Here is a 19,840-nt window from a genome sequence, read left to right as displayed (position 1 = left end):
GTCGATGGGCGGGACGTGACCCCCCAGCTGATCCTCGTCGCGGAGGACGACCCCGACATCCGCGACCTGCTCACCGTGACCCTGGAGTCCGCCGGGTTCCGCGCCGTGGCCGCCAAGGACGGGCACACCGCCGCGCGCATCCTCACGGTCGCCCGCCCGGCCGGCCTGATCACCGACGTGCGGATGCCGGCGCTCAACGGCATGGAGCTGTGCCAGCTCGCGCGCCGCGACCCGGCCACCCGGGACACCGCGATCCTCATGATTTCCGCAGTTGCGCACCAGTTCGACCTCGACGCCGCCCGGAGCTGCGGCGCCGACCGCTACCTGCCCAAACCCGTGTCGCCCCGGCGCCTGGTCGCCGAACTGCGCGATCTGATCGCCGAACGCGGCACGTCCGGCCGCTGAACCGCCGAGTCCCCTGAGCCGTTTCCCGCACCAGGAGGTAGACAGAAATGACCGCGCTTCTCGCACCGCCCACCGACGCCGACGACTTCGCCCGCGCGCTGTCCTCCGGGCCGATCACGGCGCCGCTGTCCCCCAGCGTCCTCATCGCCGACGACGATGACGACGTACGGGACGTCATCGAGTTCCGCCTGCAGGTCGCCGGCTACCGCACCATCACGGCGGACAACGGCCGGTCCGCGCTGAGCCTCGCCATCGAGCGCCGCCCCCGCGTGATCATCCTGGACGTCACCATGCCGCAGATCGACGGTCTCACCGTCTGCAACCGCCTGCACTCCAGCCCGCTGACCGCCGAGATCCCCGTCCTCATGATCAGCGGCAACTGCGCCCCCGCCGACCTCGAGCTCGGCTACGCCGCCGGCGCCGACGACTACCTGCCCAAGCCCTTCACCTCCCACGAGATGATGCGCCGCCTCAACTGGCTACTCCTCTCCTGCGGCCAGTGACACCCCGGCGCGGGCCTCGATCACGGCATCGGCGGCTACCGGACCGGTATTCACACTGCGACGGTACGTATGAAAACCGTCCGATCAGGAGCTGCCGAGCCGGCAACGGGTCTGTAGTGTCGACGCGTGGCGCGCTGGTGGCGGTCGAAGACCGGCTCGAGAACCGATCTCACACCAGCGCAAGCGGAAATCTTGCGGGCGGTCCTGGCAGGCCATTTGGACACGCTCGACTTCGACACCCTCGTCACGTTCGTCGAAACCGAGGGAGTCGCGGTAGCTGCCCGGCGCCTTGCGGGCCTGCGGAAAGTCGACACCGACAAACGGATCATCCGCCGGGACGACGACCGCGCGTTGCCTGACTGGTTGAGCGACCTCGGCGGCCTCGAGGAGATCGACGTCCGCGGGATGGAGCCTACCTATCTGCCGCCTCATCGACAGGCGCGTTGGGCCCTCGACGCCGACACCCTGGTACGTCTCGAAGTCGCGCCAAGTTTGGTCTATGCCGTGGACATCGGCAGCGACACGACGGAGCCCGTACTCGAGAAACTCCTCACCGTCGCCCGGACCGGCAACTTGAGGTTGTCCGAACTCCGCATCACCGGCGCGATAGTCGTCCCGACAGGCGCACCGTTCACAACAGACGACTGGGGCGCGCTGACCTGGATACAGAACAATGCCGACGCGCTCCTCTCGACCCAGCCCTCGCTGGAGTCGTTGATGATGTTCGGCTGTCCGCTCGGGCACGTTCCTCCAGCGATCTCCCGCCTCCACCGGCTGGAAAAGCTCGACCTTGCGGCGGTCCGGCCGCGGTCCCTGCCGGACTGGCTGTTCACCCTGCCGTCCTTGACGGATCTGGCGCTCGCGTTCAACGGCTTGACCGACCTGCCGCAGTCGGTGTCGCTCGCGCGAGGACTCCGCAGCCTGGATCTGCGCTCGAACGAGTTCCGCAGCATCCCGTCGAGTGTCTGGAACCTGCACAGCCTCCAGGATCTCCATCTCGACGGGTGTCCCATCAGCGAGGTGCCGGCTGACGTGCTCCGGCTGAGCGAGCTCGTCACGCTGACGATCGGCTCGGACCAGCTGGCGAGCTCTGCCTCGAGGGTTCCCGACGAGTTCGTCTCCCCTCCGCCCGAGGTCGCACAGCAGGGCCTCGAAGCGATCAAGCGATACTGGCTCCAGAACGAGGAAGCCGGGGTCGACTACCTCGCCGAGGCGAAACTGCTCATCATCGGCGAGCCGGGAGCGGGCAAGACCTCACTGACCAAGAAGATCCTCAATCCCTCGTACTCCCTTGACGAGTCGGAGGACTCCACCGAAGGCATCGACGTACACACCTGGAGCTTCCCGAGCGCGATCCGGGTTCGCGACGGCGGCGCCGAGCGGATGCTCGATCGCGCCTTCCGCGTCAACGTGTGGGACTTCGGCGGCCAGGAGATCTATCACGCCACGCATCAGTTCTTCCTGACCAAGCGATCGGTCTACGTCCTGGTCTGTGACGAGCGCAAGGAGGACACCGACTTCCAGTACTGGCTCGACGTCGTCAACCTGCTCAGTGGCGCCAGCCCGCTGATCATCGTGCAGAACCGGAAGCAGGGACGCGCGCAGGCCCTGAACACGACCGGGCTTCGGCAGGCGTACCCGCATCTCAGAGACACCATCAGTCTCAACCTGGCCGACAACAGCGGGCTCGACGACGCCGTCGCGAAGATTCGCCAGGAGGTCGAGTCGCTGCCACACATCGGAGCGGCTCTGCCCAAGACCTGGCGTGACGTGCGGGTAGCCCTGGAACGCGACACCCGCGACTACATCAGCGCCGAGGAGTTCTTCCGCATCTGCCGGACGCACGGGTTCACCCGCGACGACGACATCCGGCAGCTCGGCGGCTTCCTGCACGACCTGGGCATCTGCCTGTACTTCCAGGACGACGACCTGCTTCGCAAGACGGTCATCCTCAAGCCGGAGTGGGGCACGAGCGCGGTCTACCGGGTGCTGGACGACGATGAGGTCATCTCACGCCTGGGCGTCTTCGCCAGAAACGATCTGCCGCGGATCTGGCACGAGCAGTCCTTCGCCGGCATGCACGCCGAGCTCGTGCAGCTCATGGTCAAGTTTGCTCTGTGCTTCCCGGTGGACGGCCCCGAGCAGAGGTATGTCGCGCCCCAGCTGCTGTCGCCGGCCCAGCCTGCCTACGCGTGGAGCGAGACAGGCACCCTGGCGCTGCGCTACGAGTACGACGTCATGCCGAAGGGCATCGTCCGCCGGCTCATCGTCGCGCTCCACGATCTGATCGACGGCCCACTGGTGTGGCGGTCCGGCGTGGTTCTCACCCACGACCACGGCCGGGCAGAACTCATCGAGGAGTACCACCGGCGGCGACTACGCATCCGGCTCGACGGAGCCGATCCGCGCACGCTTCTGGCGATCATCGACCGGGAGCTGACGCTGATCCACCGCTCGTATCCCGAGATCAGATTCAGCAAGCTGCGGCCGTGCAACTGCGCCGTGTGCCAGGCCTCGGCGGAGCCTGGCATGTTCCCGGTCAGCGAGTTGGAGGACTTCGCCCGGACCGGCGACCTCATCCAGTGCCGCGTCAGCCGCAAGCTGCTCGACCCCGTCCCGCTCCTGGCCGAGCTGTCACCTGATCCCGTGTGGCGGACCGGTGCTGTCCGGCAGGAACGTGTCGCACCGGAGCCCGAGGTGTTCGTCTCGTACAAGTGGGGAGGTCAGGCGGACGCGCTCGTCGACGGCATCGTGACCCGGCTGGGCGAGCGCGGCGTCGCCGTCGTGCGGGACCGGGACGAGATGTCGTACCGCGACTCGATCCGCGGCTTCATGCGGCGGCTCGGCGCCGGCAAGGCCGTCGTCGTGGTGCTCGACAAGGCGTACCTCGAGTCGGAGAACTGCATGTTCGAGCTGACCGAGATCGCCGCGCGGCCGGAGTTCCGGGACCGCGTGTTCCCGATCGTGCTCGCGGACGCCGGCATCTTCCGGCCGATCGACCGGGTCAAGCACGTCGGCTACTGGGAGCGGCAGAAGGCAGAACTCGAGGATGCCATGCGGGGCGTGGGTCAGGAGAATTTGCAGGGAATCCGCGAGGACCTCGACCTCTACGAACGAATTCGCAACACTGTCGCCGGGATCACCGACATTCTGCGCGACATGAACACCTTGACGCCCGAGATGCATCGGGGAGCGGAATTCGCACAACTGCACGAGGCTCTCGAGAAGGTGTTAGGCACACCGGTGCCGGGCACGTGATGTGCCCGGCACCGGCAGGGGGACCTGTGGAGTTTTCGTTGTCTATCTGATCCGCGCCTCCATTTCCGTGGCCTCGGGGCAGAGGCGCACTGATGGGTGGACTACGGTGCTCAGTTGTTACCGGGGGATGCGGTCAGCGGCCGCGGTGGTGGCCGGCACGGTCCCCGCCCCAGCCGCCGTGGTGGCCGGGACGGGCCCCGCCCCAGCCGCGCTCGACCTCGAGGGCGAAGACGCCACGGTTGAAGCCCCGGCGCTGGTAGTCGCAGTCGTAGTCGTGCCAGCGGCCGAAGCGCTCGCCGATCCGGCCGGCCAGTTCGCAGGCGCGCAGGGAGCGGTAGTAGCCGACCACGACGTCGCGGTCCCGGTGCCGGTCGGCCTGGGTGGACTGCTTGCCCTCGGCGGACGGCGCCGCGGTGGCGGCCTGTGCCGGGGCGGCCGCGAAGGCCAGCCCGGCCACCAGTCCGAGACCGGCCGTCGCGAGACGCATCATCTTTTCCATGCCATTCTCCTTTCGGGACTACTTCATTTCCTTCCAGGCGGTGCGTGATCAAGAAAAGCACGCACCCCGCCGGAAACGGCGCATTCAACACGCCAAGTAGCCCGGAAGATCGACATCCGAAAAGAGGAGGCGCACCGATACGTTTCGGCAGCCCGGCGCCAGGGAAATAACGGCCGGCTTCACCCGATCTCGAGAAGCGGATGGCCCTGCTTTCGCAGATGGGCCAGCGTCGCGACGATCGAATAGCAGTCGGCCAGCGCGTTGTGCTCGCGGTCCGCTGTTTCCGCCAGACCGAGTCCGTGCGCGAGCCGGCCCGCCGAGAGCCCGGCGGTCGCGGGGAGCACGCCGTTCACGTACGGCCTGATGTTGAGGAACGGGGGCAGCCCCCGCTTCGGGGCGCGGCCCTCGGGCACCTGGAGCACGAGGTTCTCGCCGACGATGACCATGTCGTTGCCGTACGAGAGGACGTAGTCGCCGCCGCAGAAGTCGAGGAACGCGTCGAGGGCCGCGAGGAACGGAACTCCGCGCTCGTCGACCTCGGCCTGGCTGATGCCCGTGAGGGTCTGGAAGAACGGGGACAGCGCGGGGTTGCGGCGCGGGCGCACGAGCGCGTCGAACTCGCCGTCCACCTCGAGGCTGCCGGCGTCGACGCGTAACGCCCCGAATTGGACGATCTCGCGGAACTCGCCGGGCCCGGTCCAGCCGCGCTCCTGCGCGCCGTCCCACGTCGTGAACTCGAGGTCGAGAACGATGATCACGGTCCCGACGCTAGTGGATCACGGAGCCACCGACCGCATGAGTCACTCTCCCGGCAGCTGACGCCGGAGGCAGAGTGGGCGGCAGCGGCACCGCCGGAAGAGGACGGTGCCGCTGCCGGGAGGGTCAGCGGGCGCCGACGTCGTACGGGATCGGCTCCCACGCGACGTTCTTGCCGACCGTGTCGTCGCCCTCGATCTCCTTGGCGATGTCGCGGACGTTCAGGCCGATCTTCGCGGCCTTGGCCAGCGTCTCGTCGTCGTACTTGGAGGCGCGGAACGAGTTGACCAGGTACGTGCGGGTCTTCATGTACTCCACGTACCGGTCGTGGTGGGCGTCGTTGAGCCCGAGCGCGGCGAACACGGCCAGGCGGTCGCCGTCGGGCTTGGCGACCTTCCACTTGGGCAGGTTCGGGATCTCGGTGGGCTCGGGGAACTTGTTCCTCCACGGCCACCGCAGCAGCGCGCCGTTGCCGCTGTGCGTGGTGCGCATGCTCCACACGGCGATGTCACCCACCCGCGTACGGACGTAGACGTTCTTGCCGTACGAGTGGTCGGTGGTGTTGTGCGACTTGGCGCGCAGGTTGAGCCCGCCGGTGTGGGTCCAGTGGTCCTGCAGGTAGATCCCGAACCGGAGCAGCGTGTAGCGCCCGTTCCAGTCCGGCCCCTTGGGGTCCTTGCGGTCGACGTTGTCCTTGTGGAAGCCCCGCTGGCCGGAGTTGATGGTGAAGGAGCTGTCGCCGGCGTACCAGATGTCGTCGCTGCCGAGCAGCTTGCGGGCGACCGCGACGAAGTTGCCGTCGAGCAGGGCGTCCTGCATCAGCGGGTTGGACAGCAGGTCGCCGGGGCCGCGTCCGCGCGACGCGAAGGCGCCCTCGCGGAATCGCTGGATCTCATCCGGGGTGTAGACGTTCCGGAGGATGGCGTAGCCGTTCTCCCAGAACTTGTCCACGTCCAGATCTTGCAAAGCCTTCATGGTGTTTCCCCGTCGCTTGGTCCAATAAAGGAGCGGGCCACACCATAGAGGGACGGCTCACTCCGTGGTGTCCCGTGAATGAGGTTCCGTGCGTGATCAACCGAAACGGGATCAGCCCCACAACGGCGGCGAAGACGGCATAAAGGTCTTCCATCAGGTTCGTATTTCTATGCAGAGTGCCGACGTGCTTGCGGCGCGTGATCCGCCGACCGAGATGCAGACTGCAGCAAGATCTGGCCTTTGCACGGACCAGGGAAAGTTGCATCACGGATAAGCCGGGTCATCCGCGGAAAGGCCGGGAAACGATCGGGTGCGGCAAAACCGACACACAAAAACGCCCGGACATCCGTCCGGGCGTTTCTCAAGGGTGGAGCTGAGGGGACTCGAACCCCTGACCCCCACACTGCCAGTGTGGTGCGCTACCAGCTGCGCCACAGCCCCTTGCCGTCCCCGGATCACCCGGGCACGGAGGAAATACTACACACCCGCGAACGGGGCCCGCCGGGACCCCCTGGGTTCAGTTCAGCGCCGGGTCGGGCGGGAAGTGCGCCACCGCGGCGAGGATGTCGCCCTGGCGGCGCAGGACCATGGCCCACAGGTCGTCGGGACGGGTCATGAACGGGTCGCCGGGCAGCGCGTCGAGCAGGAACCAGGAGCCCGAGGCGATCTCCTCCTCGAGCTGACCGGCCGACCAGCCCGAGTAGCCGGCGAACACCCGGATGCCGGCCAGGCTCTCGCGCAGGCGCTCGGGGTCGCCGGAGAGGTCGACCGTGCCCAGCGAGCCGGCCACCTGGTGGAACCCGGAGACGCGCTTCTTGACCTCGGGACGGGTGCGGGCCAGGCAGATCGCCGACTCGGGCTGCACCGGGCCGCCCTCGAAGAGCACGGCGGGATCCCCGGCCAGCTCGCCCCAGCCGCCGAGCACGTCGGCGACCGGCACCTCGGTCGCGCGGTTGAGCACCACGCCCAGTGCCCCGCCCGTCTCGTGGGCGACGAGCAGCACGACCGTACGGTCGAAGTTCGGATCTTTGAGGGTCGGTGTCGCCACCAGGAGCCGACCGGTCATCGACTCCATCGACCGGCCTCCGATCCGCTGGCCCTCGCTATACATTCGCCGTCCCCAGCAACGCCATGCATCGCACATTAGCCCGAGATTCCGGCCACCGATAAGGTCTGCCCATGAACCCAGCGGCGGAGATCGGCGTCATCGGCGGTTCCGGGCTGTACGCCCTGCTGGACGGGGCCACGGAGCACGAGGCGCCCACGCCCTACGGCGCGCCGTCCGACCCGATCACGGTCGCCCGAGTGGGTGACCGCCGCGTGGCCTTCCTGCCGCGGCACGGGCGCGACCACCGCTTCCCGCCCCACAAGATCCCCTATCGCGCCAACCTCTGGGCGCTGCGCGCGCTGGGCGTACGCCAGATCGTGGCGCCCTGTGCGGTCGGCGGTCTGCGGCCCGAGCTGGGGCCGGGCACGTTCGTCGTTCCCGACCAGCTCATCGACCGTACGAGCGGCCGCGCGCAGACCTACTACGACACCGGCGCGGTGCACGTGAACTTCGCCGACCCGTACTGCCCCGACGGCCGCCGCGCGGTGCTGGCCGCCGCCGAGCCCGTCGCACCGGTCGACGGCGGCACGATGGTCGTGGTCGAGGGTCCGCGCTTCTCCACCCGCGCCGAGTCGCGCTGGTTCACCTCGATCGGCGGCGCCGTGGTCAACATGACCGGCCACCCCGAGGCGGTGCTGGCCCGCGAGCTGGGCCTCTGCTACACCGCGATCGCCCTGGTCACCGATCTGGACGCCGGCGTCGAGGGCGAGCACGGCGTCACCCAGGAGGAGGTGTTCCGGGTGTTCGCCGACAACACGCAACGCCTGCGCGGCGTGCTGCTCGACGCCGTGACGCGGCTCCCGGCCGAGCGCACCTGCCCGTGCGCGTCCGCTCTCGACGGTCTCGAGCTGCCGATCGAGCTGCCGTGACGCTCAGCCCGTGAGCTCGCCGAGGTAGCCGTCGAGGCGGCGCGTCGCCTCGTCCGGGGTGACGTGGCCGACCAGCACGTGCATGCTGAGGCCGTCCACCACTGCCTGCAGCCGGCGGGCGGTGGCCTCGGCGTCGCCGTCCGGGTCCAGATAGCCGGCCAGCTGCAGGCACAGCTCGTACATGCGGGTGAAGGTCAGCCGCTGCACCTGCGCCAGCGCCGGGTCGCCGAGCCCGAGCGCCACGAACGAGAACGCGATCGTCGCCTCGGTGCGGCGGCGCTCGTCCAGCGGCATGGTCTCCAGCAGGACCATGCGAACTGCTTCCCGTACGTCCGCCGGCAGTCGAAGGTTCTGGATGCGCGCGGTGACCTGGTCGAGCACCCGCTCGCAGGCGAAGGCCAGCAGCTCGGCGCGGGTGCCGAAGTAGTGCCGCAACGCGCCCGAGGACCAGCCCGACTCCGCGGCGACCGACCGGATCGACACCTCCGCCACGCCGTCACGGGCGATGACACGGCCCACCGCGGCGGCGATCTCGCGGCGACGGGCTTCATGGTCGACGACTTTTGGCACACCCCATTCTCGCACGGTCGTGTTACAAAGGTTATGACACGACCGTGCGAAAACAGGGGGTAGGCATGATCGTCGCCATCGTCGCGTGCGAGATCGGGTTCTGGGTGCTGCTCGGAGCCGGGCTGGCCGCGCGCTATCTGCTCAAGGCCCGCGCGCTGAGCACGGTGCTGCTGGTGTCGGTGCCGCTGGTCGACGTGGCACTGCTCGCCTTCTCGGTGATCGACCTGCGGCGCGGCGGCGAGGCCGGGACCACGCACGGGCTGGCCGCCGTCTACCTCGGGGTGTCGGTCGCGTACGGCCACCGGATGCTGAGCTGGGCGGACCAGCGGTTCGCGCACCGCTTCGCCGGCGGGCCCCCGCCCGTCCGGCCGCCGGCCAAGGGCACGCGCGAGCGCGCCGCGCACGAGCGCCGCATGTGGCTGCGGCACCTCACGGCGTACGTCGTCGGGGGTCTGGTCCTGGGTCTGTTCACCGCCCTCGTCGGCGATGCCGGCCGGACGCTCGCGCTGTGGAACGTCATGCGCTTGTGGACGCTCGTGCTCGTGATCGACGGGTTCGTGGCGTTCGGCTACGCCTTCGCGCGGCGGCCCATCTCGTCGACGAAGGACCGCTGAGCGTCCCGCATGATCCGCAGCTCGTCCGGGTCCTCGAAGGCGCCGAGGTCGGGGTCGCCGAGATGCGTCTGCACCCACCAGAGGTTGCCCACCGGGTCACGCAGCCGGCCGCCCCGCGCCCCGACGATCCGCGAGGTGAAGATGCCGGTGACGACCGTGGCGCCGTTGCGCTGCGCCCGGGCGAAGACCTCGTCGACGTCATCCACATAGACGCTGAGCAATGCCGGAAGGTCCGGCCAGGCCGGGTCGGCGTCGAACGCCATCACGACCGAATCACCGATCGTCACCTCGGAGTGGCCGATGGTGCCGTCGGGGTTGAACACCTTCTGCGCCGGCTCGGTGCGGAAGGTCGCCTCGATGAAAGCAAGGAACCGCTCGGCGCCCTTCGCGGCCACGTACGGAGTCACTGTTCCCTTACCGTGCGGAATCTTCATCCGGCAATCGTCGCCCTTTCAGCGGTCAGTTCCCGTCCTTTACCGGCGCGATATTGCCTTCGCGCTTCCGATACGCCAGGGTGTTGCGGGCAGCGGACGAAAGGGAAGCTCGTGAATGGGCTCTGGAGCCGGATGGGAGTACGCGCCGTGTCGGTCGGCGTACTCGTCGCGGGTCTGATCGGCGGCGTCCATCTCGGCCGGGACTCGCAGGCCCCGCAGCCGCGGCCCGCCGCCGAGTCGGTGGCCGACGCCGTGCAGGCCGACCTCGACGTGCAGCTGCTCAAACAGCACGAGAGCCGCCGCGCCGCCGCCCGCGCCCACCAGCGCGAGGCTGAGATCCGCGCCGCCGCCCAGGCCGCCACCGCGGCCCGGTCCGCCGCCGTGCGCGCGCACAAGGCCGAGACCAGGGTGGCCGCCGCCAAGAAGGCGGAGGAGGAGCGCAAGAAGGAGGAGGCGAAGGGCCCGGTGCCGTACGACGGCCCGATCCCCGCCTCCTGCAACGAGTACTCCGGGAGCCGCGAGATCGGCTGCGCGCTCATGCTCGACAAGGGCTTCCCGATCTCCGAGTTCCCGTGCCTCGAGGAACTGTGGGACCACGAGAGCGGCTGGAACTACAAGGCGGAGAACAAGAGCTCCGGGGCGTACGGCATTCCGCAGGCGCTGCCCGGCAAGAAGATGGCCTCCGCCGGCGCCGACTGGAGGACCAACCCCGCCACGCAGATCAAGTGGGGCCTCGGCTACGTGAAGGGCCGCTACGACACACCCTGCGGCGCCTGGGGCTATTTCCAGGACAACGGCCACTACTGACCCGGCTCACCACCGTCGGACCCTTCGGCACGGCCTTGCGCTTCTCCGGTTTGCAATCCAAACTGATTGCTACGGCACACGGAGGTGCGCGATGGCTGACTTCGCACGACGCGGAGAGACCGGACAACCGGAGCGGCTGCTGGCCGACCTGATGCTCCTGCGCGGGGCGGTTCGCCGCGATCGGCACGCGTACGCGTTTCCCCTGCTGCTCTTCGGCCTGCTGACGCTGGCCGCCACGCCGCTGCACCTCGACCCCACCGGTCCGGACGCCCTGCGGACGCCCCACGACAACCCCGCGCTCTCCGGACTCGGCGGCGACCTGCTCCAGCACTCCGAGGCCATCGGCTGGTACTGGCTCGCCGCCCTCCTGGGCGGGTATCTCGGCACGCTGTGGTGGTACCGCCGGCACGCGCTCAGAGTGGGAGTCCAGACCCGGACGCGCACCTACCTGACGGCCGGAATCCTCGGCGTGCTCGGTGGGCTGGCGCTCGGCCCGGTCCTGCAGTTCCTGGCAACCAGCACCGCGACGGCGGTGTCCGACATCGTCCGCAGCGTCTTCGCCCCGATCTTCGTCCTGCTCAACCTGGGGCTGATCCCGATCCTCGTGGTCGCGGTCGGCCTGCTGGTCCTGGCCCGGCTGGAACGCAGCCGTCTGCTCGCCGCGACCGGAGGGCTGCTGGTCGTCCTTCTGGCCCTGGCCCCGGTGTACGTCAACACGGCACCGTTCGGCGACGACTTCCCCCGCTTCGGATATCTTCCCACCGTGCTCCTGCCGGCCCTCCTCCTGCTCGTCACCGGCGTCGTCGCCACGAAACAGGCCCGCCGAAACCGCACATGACCATGCCACGTGACCCTTCGGACGCGGCCGCCCCCGCACACCCCACCCAGGCACTCGACGACACCGTCCACCAGCGGCACCGGCTCGGCATCCTGACCATCACGGCGGAGGCCGAACGCGTGGAGTTCACCTACCTCCGCGACATGCTGAAACTGACCGGGGGCAACCTCTCGCGCCACCTCGCCGTCCTCGAAGAGGCCCGCCTGATCGACGTGACGAAGGGGTACGAGGGCCGCCGGCCCAGAACGTGGATCGCCATCACGCCCGTCGGCCGTAACGCCTTGGACGCCGAGCTGCGCGCGCTCGAGGCGTTGGTGCTCCGCCACCGACGGAGCAGGGACGCGTAACGGCGATGCCCCGGCCATCCGGCCGGGGCTGCACTTGATCATGCAGGTGAGGTGCCGTTACGCGGGTTCGACCGGCAACCAGAGCGCACAGGTTGCGGTGCTGAAGTCGTCCGCGCGCTCGAGCACCGCGACGATCTCCGGACCGGGCCGGAGACGCCACGGGTTGGAGGGGAACCAGTCCGTTGCGGTCGCGGCCCAAGCATCCTGCAGAGCTTGCGGATGCGGCCCCGCGGTCCGGAAGACTGCCCATCTGCCGGCCGGGACCCCGATGGTGTCGAGGCCGTCCGGGGTCGATGTCTCCGGAGATACGGCGACCCCGTGGAGGTAGGTCAGTTCGCTGCCCTCGGTGCGGTCGGGGTCGAGGTCGTCGCTGACCGCGAGCAGGCCCGCCGGCTCGGTGTCGTTCAGAGCCTTCAAGCGCAGGTGCTCCTGCTGTGGCAGTGCAGAGATGTGCTGCTGGATGTGTGGGTTGGCGCCCTGGTGGATCAGCGGAACGCGGGCTGCGTGCCCCACGAGCCGGAACGCGGGGCGGTCGACGATGCGGGTGTCCATGCGTTCGCTCCCTTCGACGGTCAGGCGGAACCTGAGCTGTGGTTGTGCGCGAAGGGGCCCTCCATCGCGGCGTACGTCACCAGGGCCGGCTCCGTGGACCGCTGGAGAAAGCCCGCCCGAACGCCTCGACCGAGCCGTATCCGTGCCGGACGGCGATGCTCAGCAAGTCTGCTTCGCCCCGGACGACGTCGGCGGCCGCAACGGTCATGCGGCGGCGGACGTACTCCGACAGCGGCATGCCGGCCAACGACGAGAACATCCGCCGCAGGTGGTGCTCGGTCGTGCCGAGCGCGCCGGCGACAGCCTTGACATCGAGGTCGTTCGTGAGGCTCTCCTCGACAAGGTCGACGAGCCGGTTGAGCGCCGAGATCATGAAGTCCCCTTCCGACGTCAACCTTGGCCGGGGACGTACCGGCCGCGCCCGATCGCTGCGGCCCGATCCGATCAAGTGCTGCGCACGCCATGCCGGGAGGGTTTCGGGGGCTCGGCCCCCTTTGAGCAGAAGAACCGAAACGGCCCCCTGCTCGCGCTTTCCGCGAGCAGGGGGCCGCCAGTCAGTGGAGGTGCCGGGAATCGAACCCGGGTCCTTCGTCGCTTCGTCAGGGCTTCTCCGAGCGCAGCTCACTGTGCCTCTACTCGGCCCCTGGAATCACGTGAGCTAGTTCCAGTGACGGGCCCAGTCGCTGATTGATCTCGCCGCACGGTCCCCGCGACCGGGACCGATAGGCCAACCTCCTAGCTGATGCCGGAAATCCGGGACGGAGGTGCTCCCGGTCCGACAGACTCGCTACTCGCCTCAGGCGGCGAGAGCGAAGTCAGCGCGATTGGAATCGGCGCTTATTGGTTTCCGACGATCGATTCTCGAGACGACGTCGGCTTCCTCGGCTCGCTTCCCCTGTCTCCACATTCGAAGTCGAAACCAGTCACCCCCTGGTAGTGAAACAACTGTGCCATCCTACCTGACGCTGCACGAGCCGCCCACTGCATTACAGGCGGCGGGCCGCGCGCCGCCGCGGCCGCCCGACGACGTCTGGTAGCCGAACGTGGCGGTGGCGCCCGGCTGCAGGGTGCCGCCGGTGAAGACGATGCTGTTGCCCTGCTGGTTCCCGCTGGCGTTCCACACCCCGCGCAGCTCCACGTCGTCGCGGCGGGAGTGGCTGACGGTCACCCGCCACGACACCGGCTTGTCGCCGTCGTTGACGACGCGGACCGCGGCGACGTAGCCGTCCTCCCAGCTCGCGCGGACCGAGAGCGTGGCCTCGACGTCGGTCGCGGGCGGCGGCGCGGTCGTCCGGGCGGGCCGGGTGGTGGTGGGACGGGTCCGCTCGGGGGTGGGGGTGGTGGCTCGGGGCGTGGCCGAGGTCTTCGACGGCGCCGGGGAACGGGAGGGCGTACGGGTGGGGGCCGCGGGCGTCACCCGCAGCGACGGCGCGGGCAGCACCAGCGAGGGGGCCTTGGACGCCTCGGCGGGGCCGACGGCGCGCACCGCGACCCACACGACCAGCAGCACGAGGATCGCCACGGCGAAGCTCAACACGAACCTGGCCGTGCCGAACACGCGCACGGAGTGCTTGGCTGCCACTCCCCGACCCCTCCCCGACACGATCGCGCCGGCGGTGATCGAAAGTGCCGGCGGGGAAGAGTACCTGTCAGGACATGCCCTTGGCACGCCGGCCGAGCGCGCGGCTGATCTCCTTCTGCGCGTCGCGCGAGGCGAGGTCCTGCCGCTTGTCGTAGCTCTTCTTGCCCTTGCCGAGGCCGATCTCGACCTTGGCGTAACCGTTGTGGAAATAAACCTGGAGCGGCACCAGCGTCACGCCGTCGTCGCGCAGCTTGTTGCGCATCTTCGCGATCTCGTCGCGCTTGAGCAGCAGCTTGCGGACGCGGCGGGGCTCGTGGTTGGTCCAGGTGCCCTGCGTGTACTCCGGGATGTGCATCCCGTGCAGAAAGATCTCGCCGCCGTTCTCGTGGCCGAACGCGTCGACCAGCGAGGCCCGCCCGGCCCGCAACGACTTGACCTCGGTGCCGGTGAGCACCATGCCCGCCTCGTAGGTGTCGAGGATGGCGTAGTCGTGGTGGGCCTTGCGGTTGGAGGCGACGACCTTGCGGCCTTGCTCGCGTGGCATGCCGCCGACCTCCTATGGAGAAGTGAACCAGCCGGACAATGTTACCCGGGGTTCAACACAGACATGGAGGCAGATAGTTCACCGGGTTGCGGGGTGAGCCGTCGAAGCGGGTCTCGAAGTGCAGGTGGTTGCCAGTGGACGCGCCCGTGGTGCCGACCCGGCCGATCACCTCGCCGCGGCGTACGTACTCGCCGACGTGCACGAGGATCGCCGACTGGTGCCCGTAGCAGGTCTGCAGCCCGGCCCCGCCGATCCGGCCGTGGCTGATGCAGGTGTATCTGCCGTACCCGCCGGCCCATCCGGCCCTGATCACCCGGCCGAACGCGGCAGCGTGGATGGGCGTGCCCCCGCCCGCCGCTATGTCCATGCCGGCGTGCAGTTGCCAGACCCGGTAGTACGGGTCGTAGCGCCAGCCGTAGTCGCTGGACTTCCAGCCGTTGACCGGCATGAGCAGGCGGCCGCCCCCGTACCGGCCCTCACCGGACTTGCGCGAGTAGCCGCGCAGGGCCGCCTGGATCCGCGACTCCTCGGCCTTGGCCGCGCGGTAGCGGGCGAGCACGGCGGAGCGCTGGGCGTTCGCGACCCGCAGCGCGGCGGCGCGCGTCCGGGCCAGCTGGAGCAGGGCCTGCTGCGCGCGCTGGGCGGCGGCCTGTGCGGACCGTGCGGCGCGCAACCGGCCGCGGGCGGCGGCCTCGGCCTCCTCGGCGGCGCGCTTGGCGAGACCCGCCCGGTCCTGTTCCGTACGGGCGTCGCGCCGCGCCACGACCAGGGTGTCGACGTCGTGCTGCTGGTTGCGCATGATCTGGTCGACGATGCTGAGCCGGTCCATCATGTCGGCCGGCCCGGAGGCGTCGACGAGCACGTTGAGCCGGGCGATGTTGCTGCCCATGTAGCTGGCCGTGGCGATCTCGTCGACCCGCTCACGGGCCTCGTCCACCCGGTTCTGGGCTTGCTCGAACCGCCCGGCGACCTTCGCGTACGCGGCCCGGGCCTCTTTGGCCTTGCGGGAGGCGGTGGTGGCCGAGGCCAGGGCGGCGTCCACCACGCCCCGGGAGGTGGCGACCTTCTTCTGCGCCGCGGGCATGGCGGCGGTCGCGGCCTCGAGGCGCCGGGCGGCCGCGCGCGCCACGTCGGTGGCGTGCTCGAGGACGGACTCGGCGCGCTGGACGGCCCGGTTCGCGCGCTCGGCGGCGCTGTCCCCCGGGTCGGCCCGCACGGGGTGGGGTGCGATCAGCAGGCCCGCGCAAAAGACCAGAAGGGCACTTTTCCGGCTATGTCGACGTTTGGACCACACCCAGGCACCGTAACGCGATCATCCACGCCTTCACGCCTAAAACGCCCAACGGCCGCATCCCGGTGATCCGGGACGCGGCCGCGGTGTGAGCAGCTCGGCGGGGCGTCAGACCTTGAGGTAGAAGCGCAGCGTGATCCACGCCGTGATGGCGCTGACCAGCGCGCCGACCCCGGCGAGCAGCGGCAGCATGAGCCACACGTTGCCGTTGTCGATCGGCGTCAGGATGTTCGTGAGCGCCTGGAGCTTGTTGTCGAACAGCACCAGCTTGCTGACGAACAGGAAGACGAAGCCGAGGACGGCGCCGATCACGCCGGCCACCACCGCCTCGAGCACGAACGGCGCCTGGATGAACCAGTTCGACGCGCCGACCAGCTTCATGACCGCGACCTCGCGGCGCTTGCTGTACGCGGCGACCTGGATGGTGTTTCCCACCAGGAGCAGCGCGGCCAACGCCATCACCCCCGCGACCACCAGCGCACCCACCTGGATGGCGTTGAAGATGTTGAACACCTTGTCGAGCAGCGCACGCTGGTCGATGATGTCCTGAATGCCCTGCATCCCGGTCATCTGGTCGGTGAACGTCTTGTAGGTCTCCGGGTTCTTGAGCTTGACCCGGAACGACTCGGGCAGGCTGTTGGGGCCGACCGACTTGACGAACTCCGGCGAGTCCTTCCAGAGCTCCTGGAACCGCTTGAGCGCCTGTTCGCGGGTCTCGTACGTGCGGCTGGCGACCAGCGGGTTTTCCGAGATCGTCTTGTCGATCGCCGCCCGCTGCGCCTCGGTGACGTCGGTGCGCAGGAAGACCGAGACCTCGATCTCGCCGTAGTAGTAGTTCTTCATCTGGTCGACCTGCATGTACAGCAGCACACTCGCGCCCAGCATGGTCAGCGAGACCGCCATGGTGATGATCATGGCGACCGTCATCGTGACGTTTCGCCACAGGCCCACCAGGACCTCGTTGAGGACGTACTTCAAGCGCATCGGGGGGTTCCTTCCGGGACTCCGCGCATTTCAGGTTCTTCTCGAGGGGGAACGGTTGGCGGAGCCGGGCTCAGCCGTAGACGCCGCGAGCCTGGTCGCGCACGATACGGCCGCTTTCGATCTCGATGACGCGGCGGCGCATCTGGTTGACGATGTTGGAGTCGTGGGTGACCATCACGACGGTCGTGCCGGTGCGGTTGATCCGGTCGAGCAGCCGCATGATCTCGATCGACGTGTCCGGGTCGAGGTTTCCGGTCGGCTCGTCGGCGAGCAGGATCAGCGGGCGGTTCACGAACGCCCGGGCGACCGCGACACGCTGCTGCTCACCACCGGAGAGCTCGTGCGGGTAGCGGTGCTCCTTGCCGCCGAGGCCGACCAGCTCGAGGACCTCGGGCACGACCCGGCGGGCGACCGCCTTGGTCTTGCCGATGACCTCGAGGGCGAAGGCCACGTTCTCGTACGCCGTGCGGTTGGGCAGCAGGCGGAAGTCCTGGAACACACAGCCGATCGAGCGGCGGAAGTGGGGGATCTTCCAGGACCGGAGCGAGGTCACGTCCTTGGCGTTCACCATGACCTTGCCCTGGGTGGGCGCCACCTCGTGCAGGAGGAGCTTGATGATCGTCGACTTGCCGGAACCGGAGGGGCCGATGAAGAAGACGAACTCACCCTTCTCGATACCGACGCTGACATCGTCCAACGACGGCCGAGACGCCTTCGGGTACGTCTTCGTCACGTTCTCGAGCTGAATCACGGGAACGCAGTCTACGCGGTGTAACGAAAACGCCAACCCCGCCGGGTCCGTCAATGTGCACCACGGGTGGAGAAACCCGCGTCCGGACGGCGGCGCCTGACCCAACGTTCAGGCGCGGTCGCCGTCCGTACGTCCGGGGCCGGACCGGCGAGGATCAGCCGGCCTTCTGGGTCTGCTTGCGCCACCGGATGCCGGCCTCGATGAACTCGTCGAGGTCGCCGTCGAAGACCGAGGACGGGTTGCCCGTCTCCTGCTCAGTGCGCAGATCCTTGACCATCTGATAGGGGTGCAGCACGTACGAGCGCATCTGGTCGCCCCAGGAGCCGGTGGTGTCCTGCTTGAGGCCCGCCATCTTCGCCTCCTCCTCCTGGCGCTTGCGCTCGAGGAGCCGCGCCTGGAGCACGCGCATGGCGGAAGCCTTGTTCTGCAGCTGCGATTTCTCGTTCTGACACGTCACGACGATGCCGGTCGGAATGTGCGTGAGCCGCACGGCGGAGTCGGTCGTGTTCACGCTCTGTCCACCAGGGCCCGACGAGCGGTAGACGTCGACGCGCAGCTCGTTCTCCGGGATGTCGATGTGGTCGGTCTGCTCGACCACGGGCATGACCTCGACGCCGGCAAAGCTCGTCTGGCGGCGGCCCTGGTTGTCGAACGGGCTGATGCGCACCAGGCGGTGGGTGCCCGACTCGACGCTGAGGGTGCCGTAGGCGTACGGGACCTTGACCGCGAAGGTGGCGGACTTGAGCCCGGCCTCCTCGGCGTAGGAGGTGTCGTAGACCTCGGTCGGGTAGCCGTGGCGCTCGGCCCAGCGCAGGTACATCCGCATGAGCATCTCGGCGAAGTCGGCCGCGTCGACGCCGCCGGCGCCGGCCCGGATCGCCACCACCGCCTCGCGGGAGTCGTACTCCCCCGACAGCAGCGTGCGGACCTCCATCTCCTCGATGGCCTTGCTCAGCGAGACGAGCTCCTCGCCCACCTCGTTGACGGAGGCCTCGTCGCCCTCGGCCTGCGCCATCTCGAGCAGCAGGCCGGCGTCGTCGAGCCGGGAGCGCAGACGCTCCATCCGGCTGATCTCCCCGGAGACGTACGAGAGACGGCTGTTGACCTCCTGCGCCCGGGCCTGGTCGTCCCACAGGTCCGGCGCGGAGGCCTGCTCCTCGAGGTCGGCCTTGTCCCGGCGCAGCTTGTCGACGTCCAGGACGTTTTCGATGTTGCGCAGGGTGGCGTCGAGGGTCTTGAGTTGCTCGGGATAGTCGGCAGCGGTCACGACAGTCAAGACTACGCCGCCCCGGCCAGAAAGCTGGCCGGGGCAGTGGGTTGTGTCAGGTGCTCGGTGCGGCCTTGAGCCAGCTGAGCGCGGCCTTGTGATAGGCGACGGCGAACTCGAGGGCCGCGGCGCCGTACTGGTCGCCCGCCTTCTTGGCCTCCTTCGCCTGCTCCCTGGCCATCGCGAGCGCCTCCGCGTGGTACTCGTTGGCGCCCGTGTAGAGGGTCTGCAGCTGGTTGCCGCTGTGCTGATCGCCGAAGGCGACCCGCAGGGCGACCGGGTTGCGCAGCGCGTCCCGGCCCGCGGGCTCGGCGAGCCACCGGCTGAAGGCTCGTTTGCCGGCGGCGGTGATGGCGTAGGGCTGGCTTGATCGGGGACCGGGCTTGCCGAGACGGACGAACCCCATTTCGGCGAGAACCGGCAATTCGCGGTAGACCTGGCTCCGCGTCATCGACCAGTATGGCCCGAGACGGCGTTCGGCAGCCGCCATGAGCTGTCCGCCGGTCATCGGCCCCTCGTGAAGCAGGCCGAGCAGTGCGGCAGCCGTGGGATTGATTTGAGAGTCGGGCATGCCTTCTAAGCTGCCACTTTGTCGCGCCGACGTCCAGGATTTCGCCCGATCCGTCCAGTTTGCGTCTCCACAAGCGACTGTCCCGCACAGACAGTCCGACCACGAGGGTCGTTCCCGGCGCGTTTCGCCCGGAACTTGGTCTTGACCAGCTAAAATGGCACTCATTAATCGGTCAGACGGCGATGCCGGGCAGGAAACGGACGAAACCGTACAGCGAGCCTTCGCGGAACGCGTGCGTTCTCCATTGTCGCCTGTGCCCCACTCCGTTTAGCGGCCGGAGGTGCGCCGGGCCACGCGGTCCGGCCGCGTACCCTG

At 68.8% G+C, this 19,840-nt stretch carries 21 protein-coding genes, 1 tRNA gene, 1 other RNA gene and 1 pseudogene; 8 read left to right on the top strand and 16 right to left on the bottom strand.

Annotation, left to right across the window (positions count from 1 at the left end):
• Positions 1-15: 15 nt before the first annotated feature.
• The 3 genes from ACSNN8_RS18290 to ACSNN8_RS18280 all read left to right on the top strand — a co-directional run bounded on the left by ACSNN8_RS18290 (position 16) and on the right by ACSNN8_RS18280 (position 4,166).
• Positions 16-405 (top strand): response regulator, encoded by a 390-nt coding sequence (locus tag ACSNN8_RS18290; protein ID WP_436650409.1) that lies wholly within the window; start codon positions 16-18, stop codon positions 403-405.
• 47 nt (positions 406-452) lie between these two features.
• Positions 453-908 (top strand): response regulator, encoded by a 456-nt coding sequence (locus ACSNN8_RS18285; protein ID WP_436650408.1) that lies wholly within the window; start codon positions 453-455, stop codon positions 906-908.
• Between the two features lie 126 nt (positions 909-1,034).
• Positions 1,035-4,166 carry a COR domain-containing protein gene (locus ACSNN8_RS18280; protein WP_436650407.1) on the top strand — a complete coding sequence of 1,044 codons (3,132 nt, stop codon included), beginning with the start codon at positions 1,035-1,037 and terminating at the stop codon, positions 4,164-4,166.
• Positions 4,167-4,299: 133 nt separating this feature from the next.
• Here the strand turns inward: ACSNN8_RS18280 and ACSNN8_RS18275 are convergent, their stop codons facing one another.
• The 5 genes from ACSNN8_RS18275 to ACSNN8_RS18255 form a co-directional block, all read right to left on the bottom strand.
• The gene (locus ACSNN8_RS18275; protein WP_436650406.1) at positions 4,300-4,665 is read right to left on the bottom strand and encodes a hypothetical protein; all 366 of its coding nucleotides are present in this window, start codon (positions 4,663-4,665) and stop codon (positions 4,300-4,302) included.
• A gap of 179 nt (positions 4,666-4,844) precedes the next feature.
• Positions 4,845-5,423: a 3'-5' exonuclease gene (locus tag ACSNN8_RS18270; protein ID WP_436650405.1), complete on the bottom strand. Its 579-nt coding sequence runs from the start codon at positions 5,421-5,423 to the stop codon at positions 4,845-4,847.
• 124 nt (positions 5,424-5,547) lie between these two features.
• Positions 5,548-6,396: a hypothetical protein gene (locus ACSNN8_RS18265; RefSeq protein WP_436650404.1), complete on the bottom strand. Its 849-nt coding sequence runs from the start codon at positions 6,394-6,396 to the stop codon at positions 5,548-5,550.
• Positions 6,397-6,764: 368 nt separating this feature from the next.
• A tRNA-Ala gene (locus ACSNN8_RS18260) sits at positions 6,765-6,837 on the bottom strand.
• A gap of 76 nt (positions 6,838-6,913) precedes the next feature.
• Entirely contained in the window at positions 6,914-7,507 is a 594-nt protein-coding gene (locus tag ACSNN8_RS18255) for a YqgE/AlgH family protein (RefSeq protein WP_436650403.1), read from the bottom strand.
• A 68-nt stretch (positions 7,508-7,575) separates the two neighbouring features.
• Here ACSNN8_RS18255 and ACSNN8_RS18250 point away from each other — a divergent pair, with 68 nt between their 5' ends.
• Positions 7,576-8,373: an S-methyl-5'-thioadenosine phosphorylase gene (locus ACSNN8_RS18250; RefSeq protein WP_436650402.1), complete on the top strand. Its 798-nt coding sequence runs from the start codon at positions 7,576-7,578 to the stop codon at positions 8,371-8,373.
• Positions 8,374-8,376: 3 nt separating this feature from the next.
• Here the strand turns inward: ACSNN8_RS18250 and ACSNN8_RS18245 are convergent, their stop codons facing one another.
• Positions 8,377-8,943 (bottom strand): TetR/AcrR family transcriptional regulator, encoded by a 567-nt coding sequence (locus ACSNN8_RS18245; RefSeq protein WP_436650401.1) that lies wholly within the window; start codon positions 8,941-8,943, stop codon positions 8,377-8,379.
• Positions 8,944-9,008: 65 nt separating this feature from the next.
• Here ACSNN8_RS18245 and ACSNN8_RS18240 point away from each other — a divergent pair, with 65 nt between their 5' ends.
• A complete protein-coding gene (locus ACSNN8_RS18240) occupies positions 9,009-9,557 on the top strand; it encodes a hypothetical protein (protein ID WP_436650400.1) in 549 nt (182 codons plus the stop codon).
• On the opposite strand, the gene ACSNN8_RS18235 is transcribed toward ACSNN8_RS18240, so the two are convergent.
• On the bottom strand, positions 9,512-9,991 hold the full coding sequence (locus tag ACSNN8_RS18235) for a VOC family protein (RefSeq protein WP_436650399.1): 480 nt from the start codon (positions 9,989-9,991) through the stop codon (positions 9,512-9,514). The two genes, ACSNN8_RS18240 and ACSNN8_RS18235, sit on opposite strands and share 46 nt — an antisense overlap.
• 132 nt (positions 9,992-10,123) lie before the next feature.
• On the opposite strand from ACSNN8_RS18235, the gene ACSNN8_RS18230 reads away from it, so the two are divergent.
• From ACSNN8_RS18230 to ACSNN8_RS18220, 3 genes are all read left to right on the top strand, one after another.
• Entirely contained in the window at positions 10,124-10,798 is a 675-nt protein-coding gene (locus ACSNN8_RS18230; RefSeq protein ID WP_436650398.1) for a lytic transglycosylase domain-containing protein, read from the top strand.
• A gap of 91 nt (positions 10,799-10,889) precedes the next feature.
• Positions 10,890-11,636 (top strand): hypothetical protein, encoded by a 747-nt coding sequence (locus ACSNN8_RS18225; protein ID WP_436650397.1) that lies wholly within the window; start codon positions 10,890-10,892, stop codon positions 11,634-11,636.
• Complete coding sequence (locus ACSNN8_RS18220; protein WP_436650396.1) at positions 11,633-11,983, top strand: winged helix-turn-helix domain-containing protein; 351 nt, start codon at positions 11,633-11,635, stop codon at positions 11,981-11,983. The genes ACSNN8_RS18225 and ACSNN8_RS18220 overlap by 4 nt, the downstream gene beginning before the upstream one ends.
• A gap of 57 nt (positions 11,984-12,040) precedes the next feature.
• On the opposite strand, the pseudogene ACSNN8_RS18215 reads toward ACSNN8_RS18220, so the two are convergent.
• From ACSNN8_RS18215 to ACSNN8_RS18175, 9 genes and pseudogenes are all read right to left on the bottom strand, one after another.
• A pseudogene (locus ACSNN8_RS18215) lies at positions 12,041-12,908 on the bottom strand (AraC family transcriptional regulator).
• Between the two features lie 182 nt (positions 12,909-13,090).
• Positions 13,091-13,466, bottom strand: a transfer-messenger RNA (tmRNA) gene (gene ssrA / locus ACSNN8_RS18210).
• 24 nt (positions 13,467-13,490) lie between these two features.
• Positions 13,491-14,117, bottom strand: a complete 627-nt coding sequence (locus tag ACSNN8_RS18205; protein ID WP_436650395.1) for a cellulose binding domain-containing protein — start codon at positions 14,115-14,117, stop codon at positions 13,491-13,493.
• Positions 14,118-14,184: 67 nt separating this feature from the next.
• Complete coding sequence (smpB, locus tag ACSNN8_RS18200; protein ID WP_436650394.1) at positions 14,185-14,661, bottom strand: SsrA-binding protein SmpB; 477 nt, start codon at positions 14,659-14,661, stop codon at positions 14,185-14,187.
• 52 nt (positions 14,662-14,713) lie between these two features.
• On the bottom strand, positions 14,714-15,877 hold the full coding sequence (locus ACSNN8_RS18195; protein WP_436650393.1) for a M23 family metallopeptidase: 1,164 nt from the start codon (positions 15,875-15,877) through the stop codon (positions 14,714-14,716).
• Positions 15,878-16,060: 183 nt separating this feature from the next.
• The gene (gene ftsX, locus ACSNN8_RS18190; protein ID WP_436650392.1) at positions 16,061-16,936 is read right to left on the bottom strand and encodes a permease-like cell division protein FtsX; all 876 of its coding nucleotides are present in this window, start codon (positions 16,934-16,936) and stop codon (positions 16,061-16,063) included.
• Positions 16,937-17,006: 70 nt separating this feature from the next.
• Positions 17,007-17,687, bottom strand: coding sequence for a cell division ATP-binding protein FtsE (gene ftsE / locus ACSNN8_RS18185; RefSeq protein ID WP_436650391.1), 681 nt, complete (start codon positions 17,685-17,687; stop codon positions 17,007-17,009).
• A gap of 154 nt (positions 17,688-17,841) precedes the next feature.
• On the bottom strand, positions 17,842-18,954 hold the full coding sequence (gene prfB, locus ACSNN8_RS18180; protein ID WP_436650390.1) for a peptide chain release factor 2: 1,113 nt from the start codon (positions 18,952-18,954) through the stop codon (positions 17,842-17,844).
• A 55-nt stretch (positions 18,955-19,009) separates the two neighbouring features.
• A complete protein-coding gene (locus ACSNN8_RS18175) occupies positions 19,010-19,525 on the bottom strand; it encodes a PadR family transcriptional regulator (RefSeq protein ID WP_436650389.1) in 516 nt (171 codons plus the stop codon).
• Positions 19,526-19,840: the final 315 nt, after the last annotated feature.

This window comes from Actinoplanes sp. URMC 104, from assembly GCF_051386375.1.
In the GTDB taxonomy this organism is placed as follows: domain Bacteria; phylum Actinomycetota; class Actinomycetes; order Mycobacteriales; family Micromonosporaceae; genus Actinoplanes.
Note: the sequence above shows the minus strand (reverse complement) of the source record. Positions and strands in the feature narration are given on the sequence as shown.

What these genes read in the sequence shown, in the direction of transcription:
- ftsX (WP_436650392.1), bottom strand. Translation starts at nt 16,936, where the DNA reads ATGCGCTTGAAGTACGTCCTCAACGAGGTCCTGGTGGGCCTGTGGCGA.
- ACSNN8_RS18275 (WP_436650406.1), bottom strand. Translation starts at nt 4,665, where the DNA reads ATGGAAAAGATGATGCGTCTCGCGACGGCCGGTCTCGGACTGGTGGCC.
- ACSNN8_RS18265 (WP_436650404.1), bottom strand. Translation starts at nt 6,396, where the DNA reads ATGAAGGCTTTGCAAGATCTGGACGTGGACAAGTTCTGGGAGAACGGC.
- ACSNN8_RS18220 (WP_436650396.1), top strand. Translation starts at nt 11,633, where the DNA reads ATGACCATGCCACGTGACCCTTCGGACGCGGCCGCCCCCGCACACCCC.
- ACSNN8_RS18175 (WP_436650389.1), bottom strand. Translation starts at nt 19,525, where the DNA reads ATGCCCGACTCTCAAATCAATCCCACGGCTGCCGCACTGCTCGGCCTG.
- ACSNN8_RS18255 (WP_436650403.1), bottom strand. Translation starts at nt 7,507, where the DNA reads ATGTATAGCGAGGGCCAGCGGATCGGAGGCCGGTCGATGGAGTCGATG.
- ACSNN8_RS18235 (WP_436650399.1), bottom strand. Translation starts at nt 9,991, where the DNA reads ATGAAGATTCCGCACGGTAAGGGAACAGTGACTCCGTACGTGGCCGCG.
- ACSNN8_RS18230 (WP_436650398.1), top strand. Translation starts at nt 10,124, where the DNA reads ATGGGAGTACGCGCCGTGTCGGTCGGCGTACTCGTCGCGGGTCTGATC.
- ACSNN8_RS18250 (WP_436650402.1), top strand. Translation starts at nt 7,576, where the DNA reads ATGAACCCAGCGGCGGAGATCGGCGTCATCGGCGGTTCCGGGCTGTAC.
- ACSNN8_RS18240 (WP_436650400.1), top strand. Translation starts at nt 9,009, where the DNA reads ATGATCGTCGCCATCGTCGCGTGCGAGATCGGGTTCTGGGTGCTGCTC.
- smpB (WP_436650394.1), bottom strand. Translation starts at nt 14,661, where the DNA reads ATGCCACGCGAGCAAGGCCGCAAGGTCGTCGCCTCCAACCGCAAGGCC.
- ACSNN8_RS18225 (WP_436650397.1), top strand. Translation starts at nt 10,890, where the DNA reads ATGGCTGACTTCGCACGACGCGGAGAGACCGGACAACCGGAGCGGCTG.
- ACSNN8_RS18285 (WP_436650408.1), top strand. Translation starts at nt 453, where the DNA reads ATGACCGCGCTTCTCGCACCGCCCACCGACGCCGACGACTTCGCCCGC.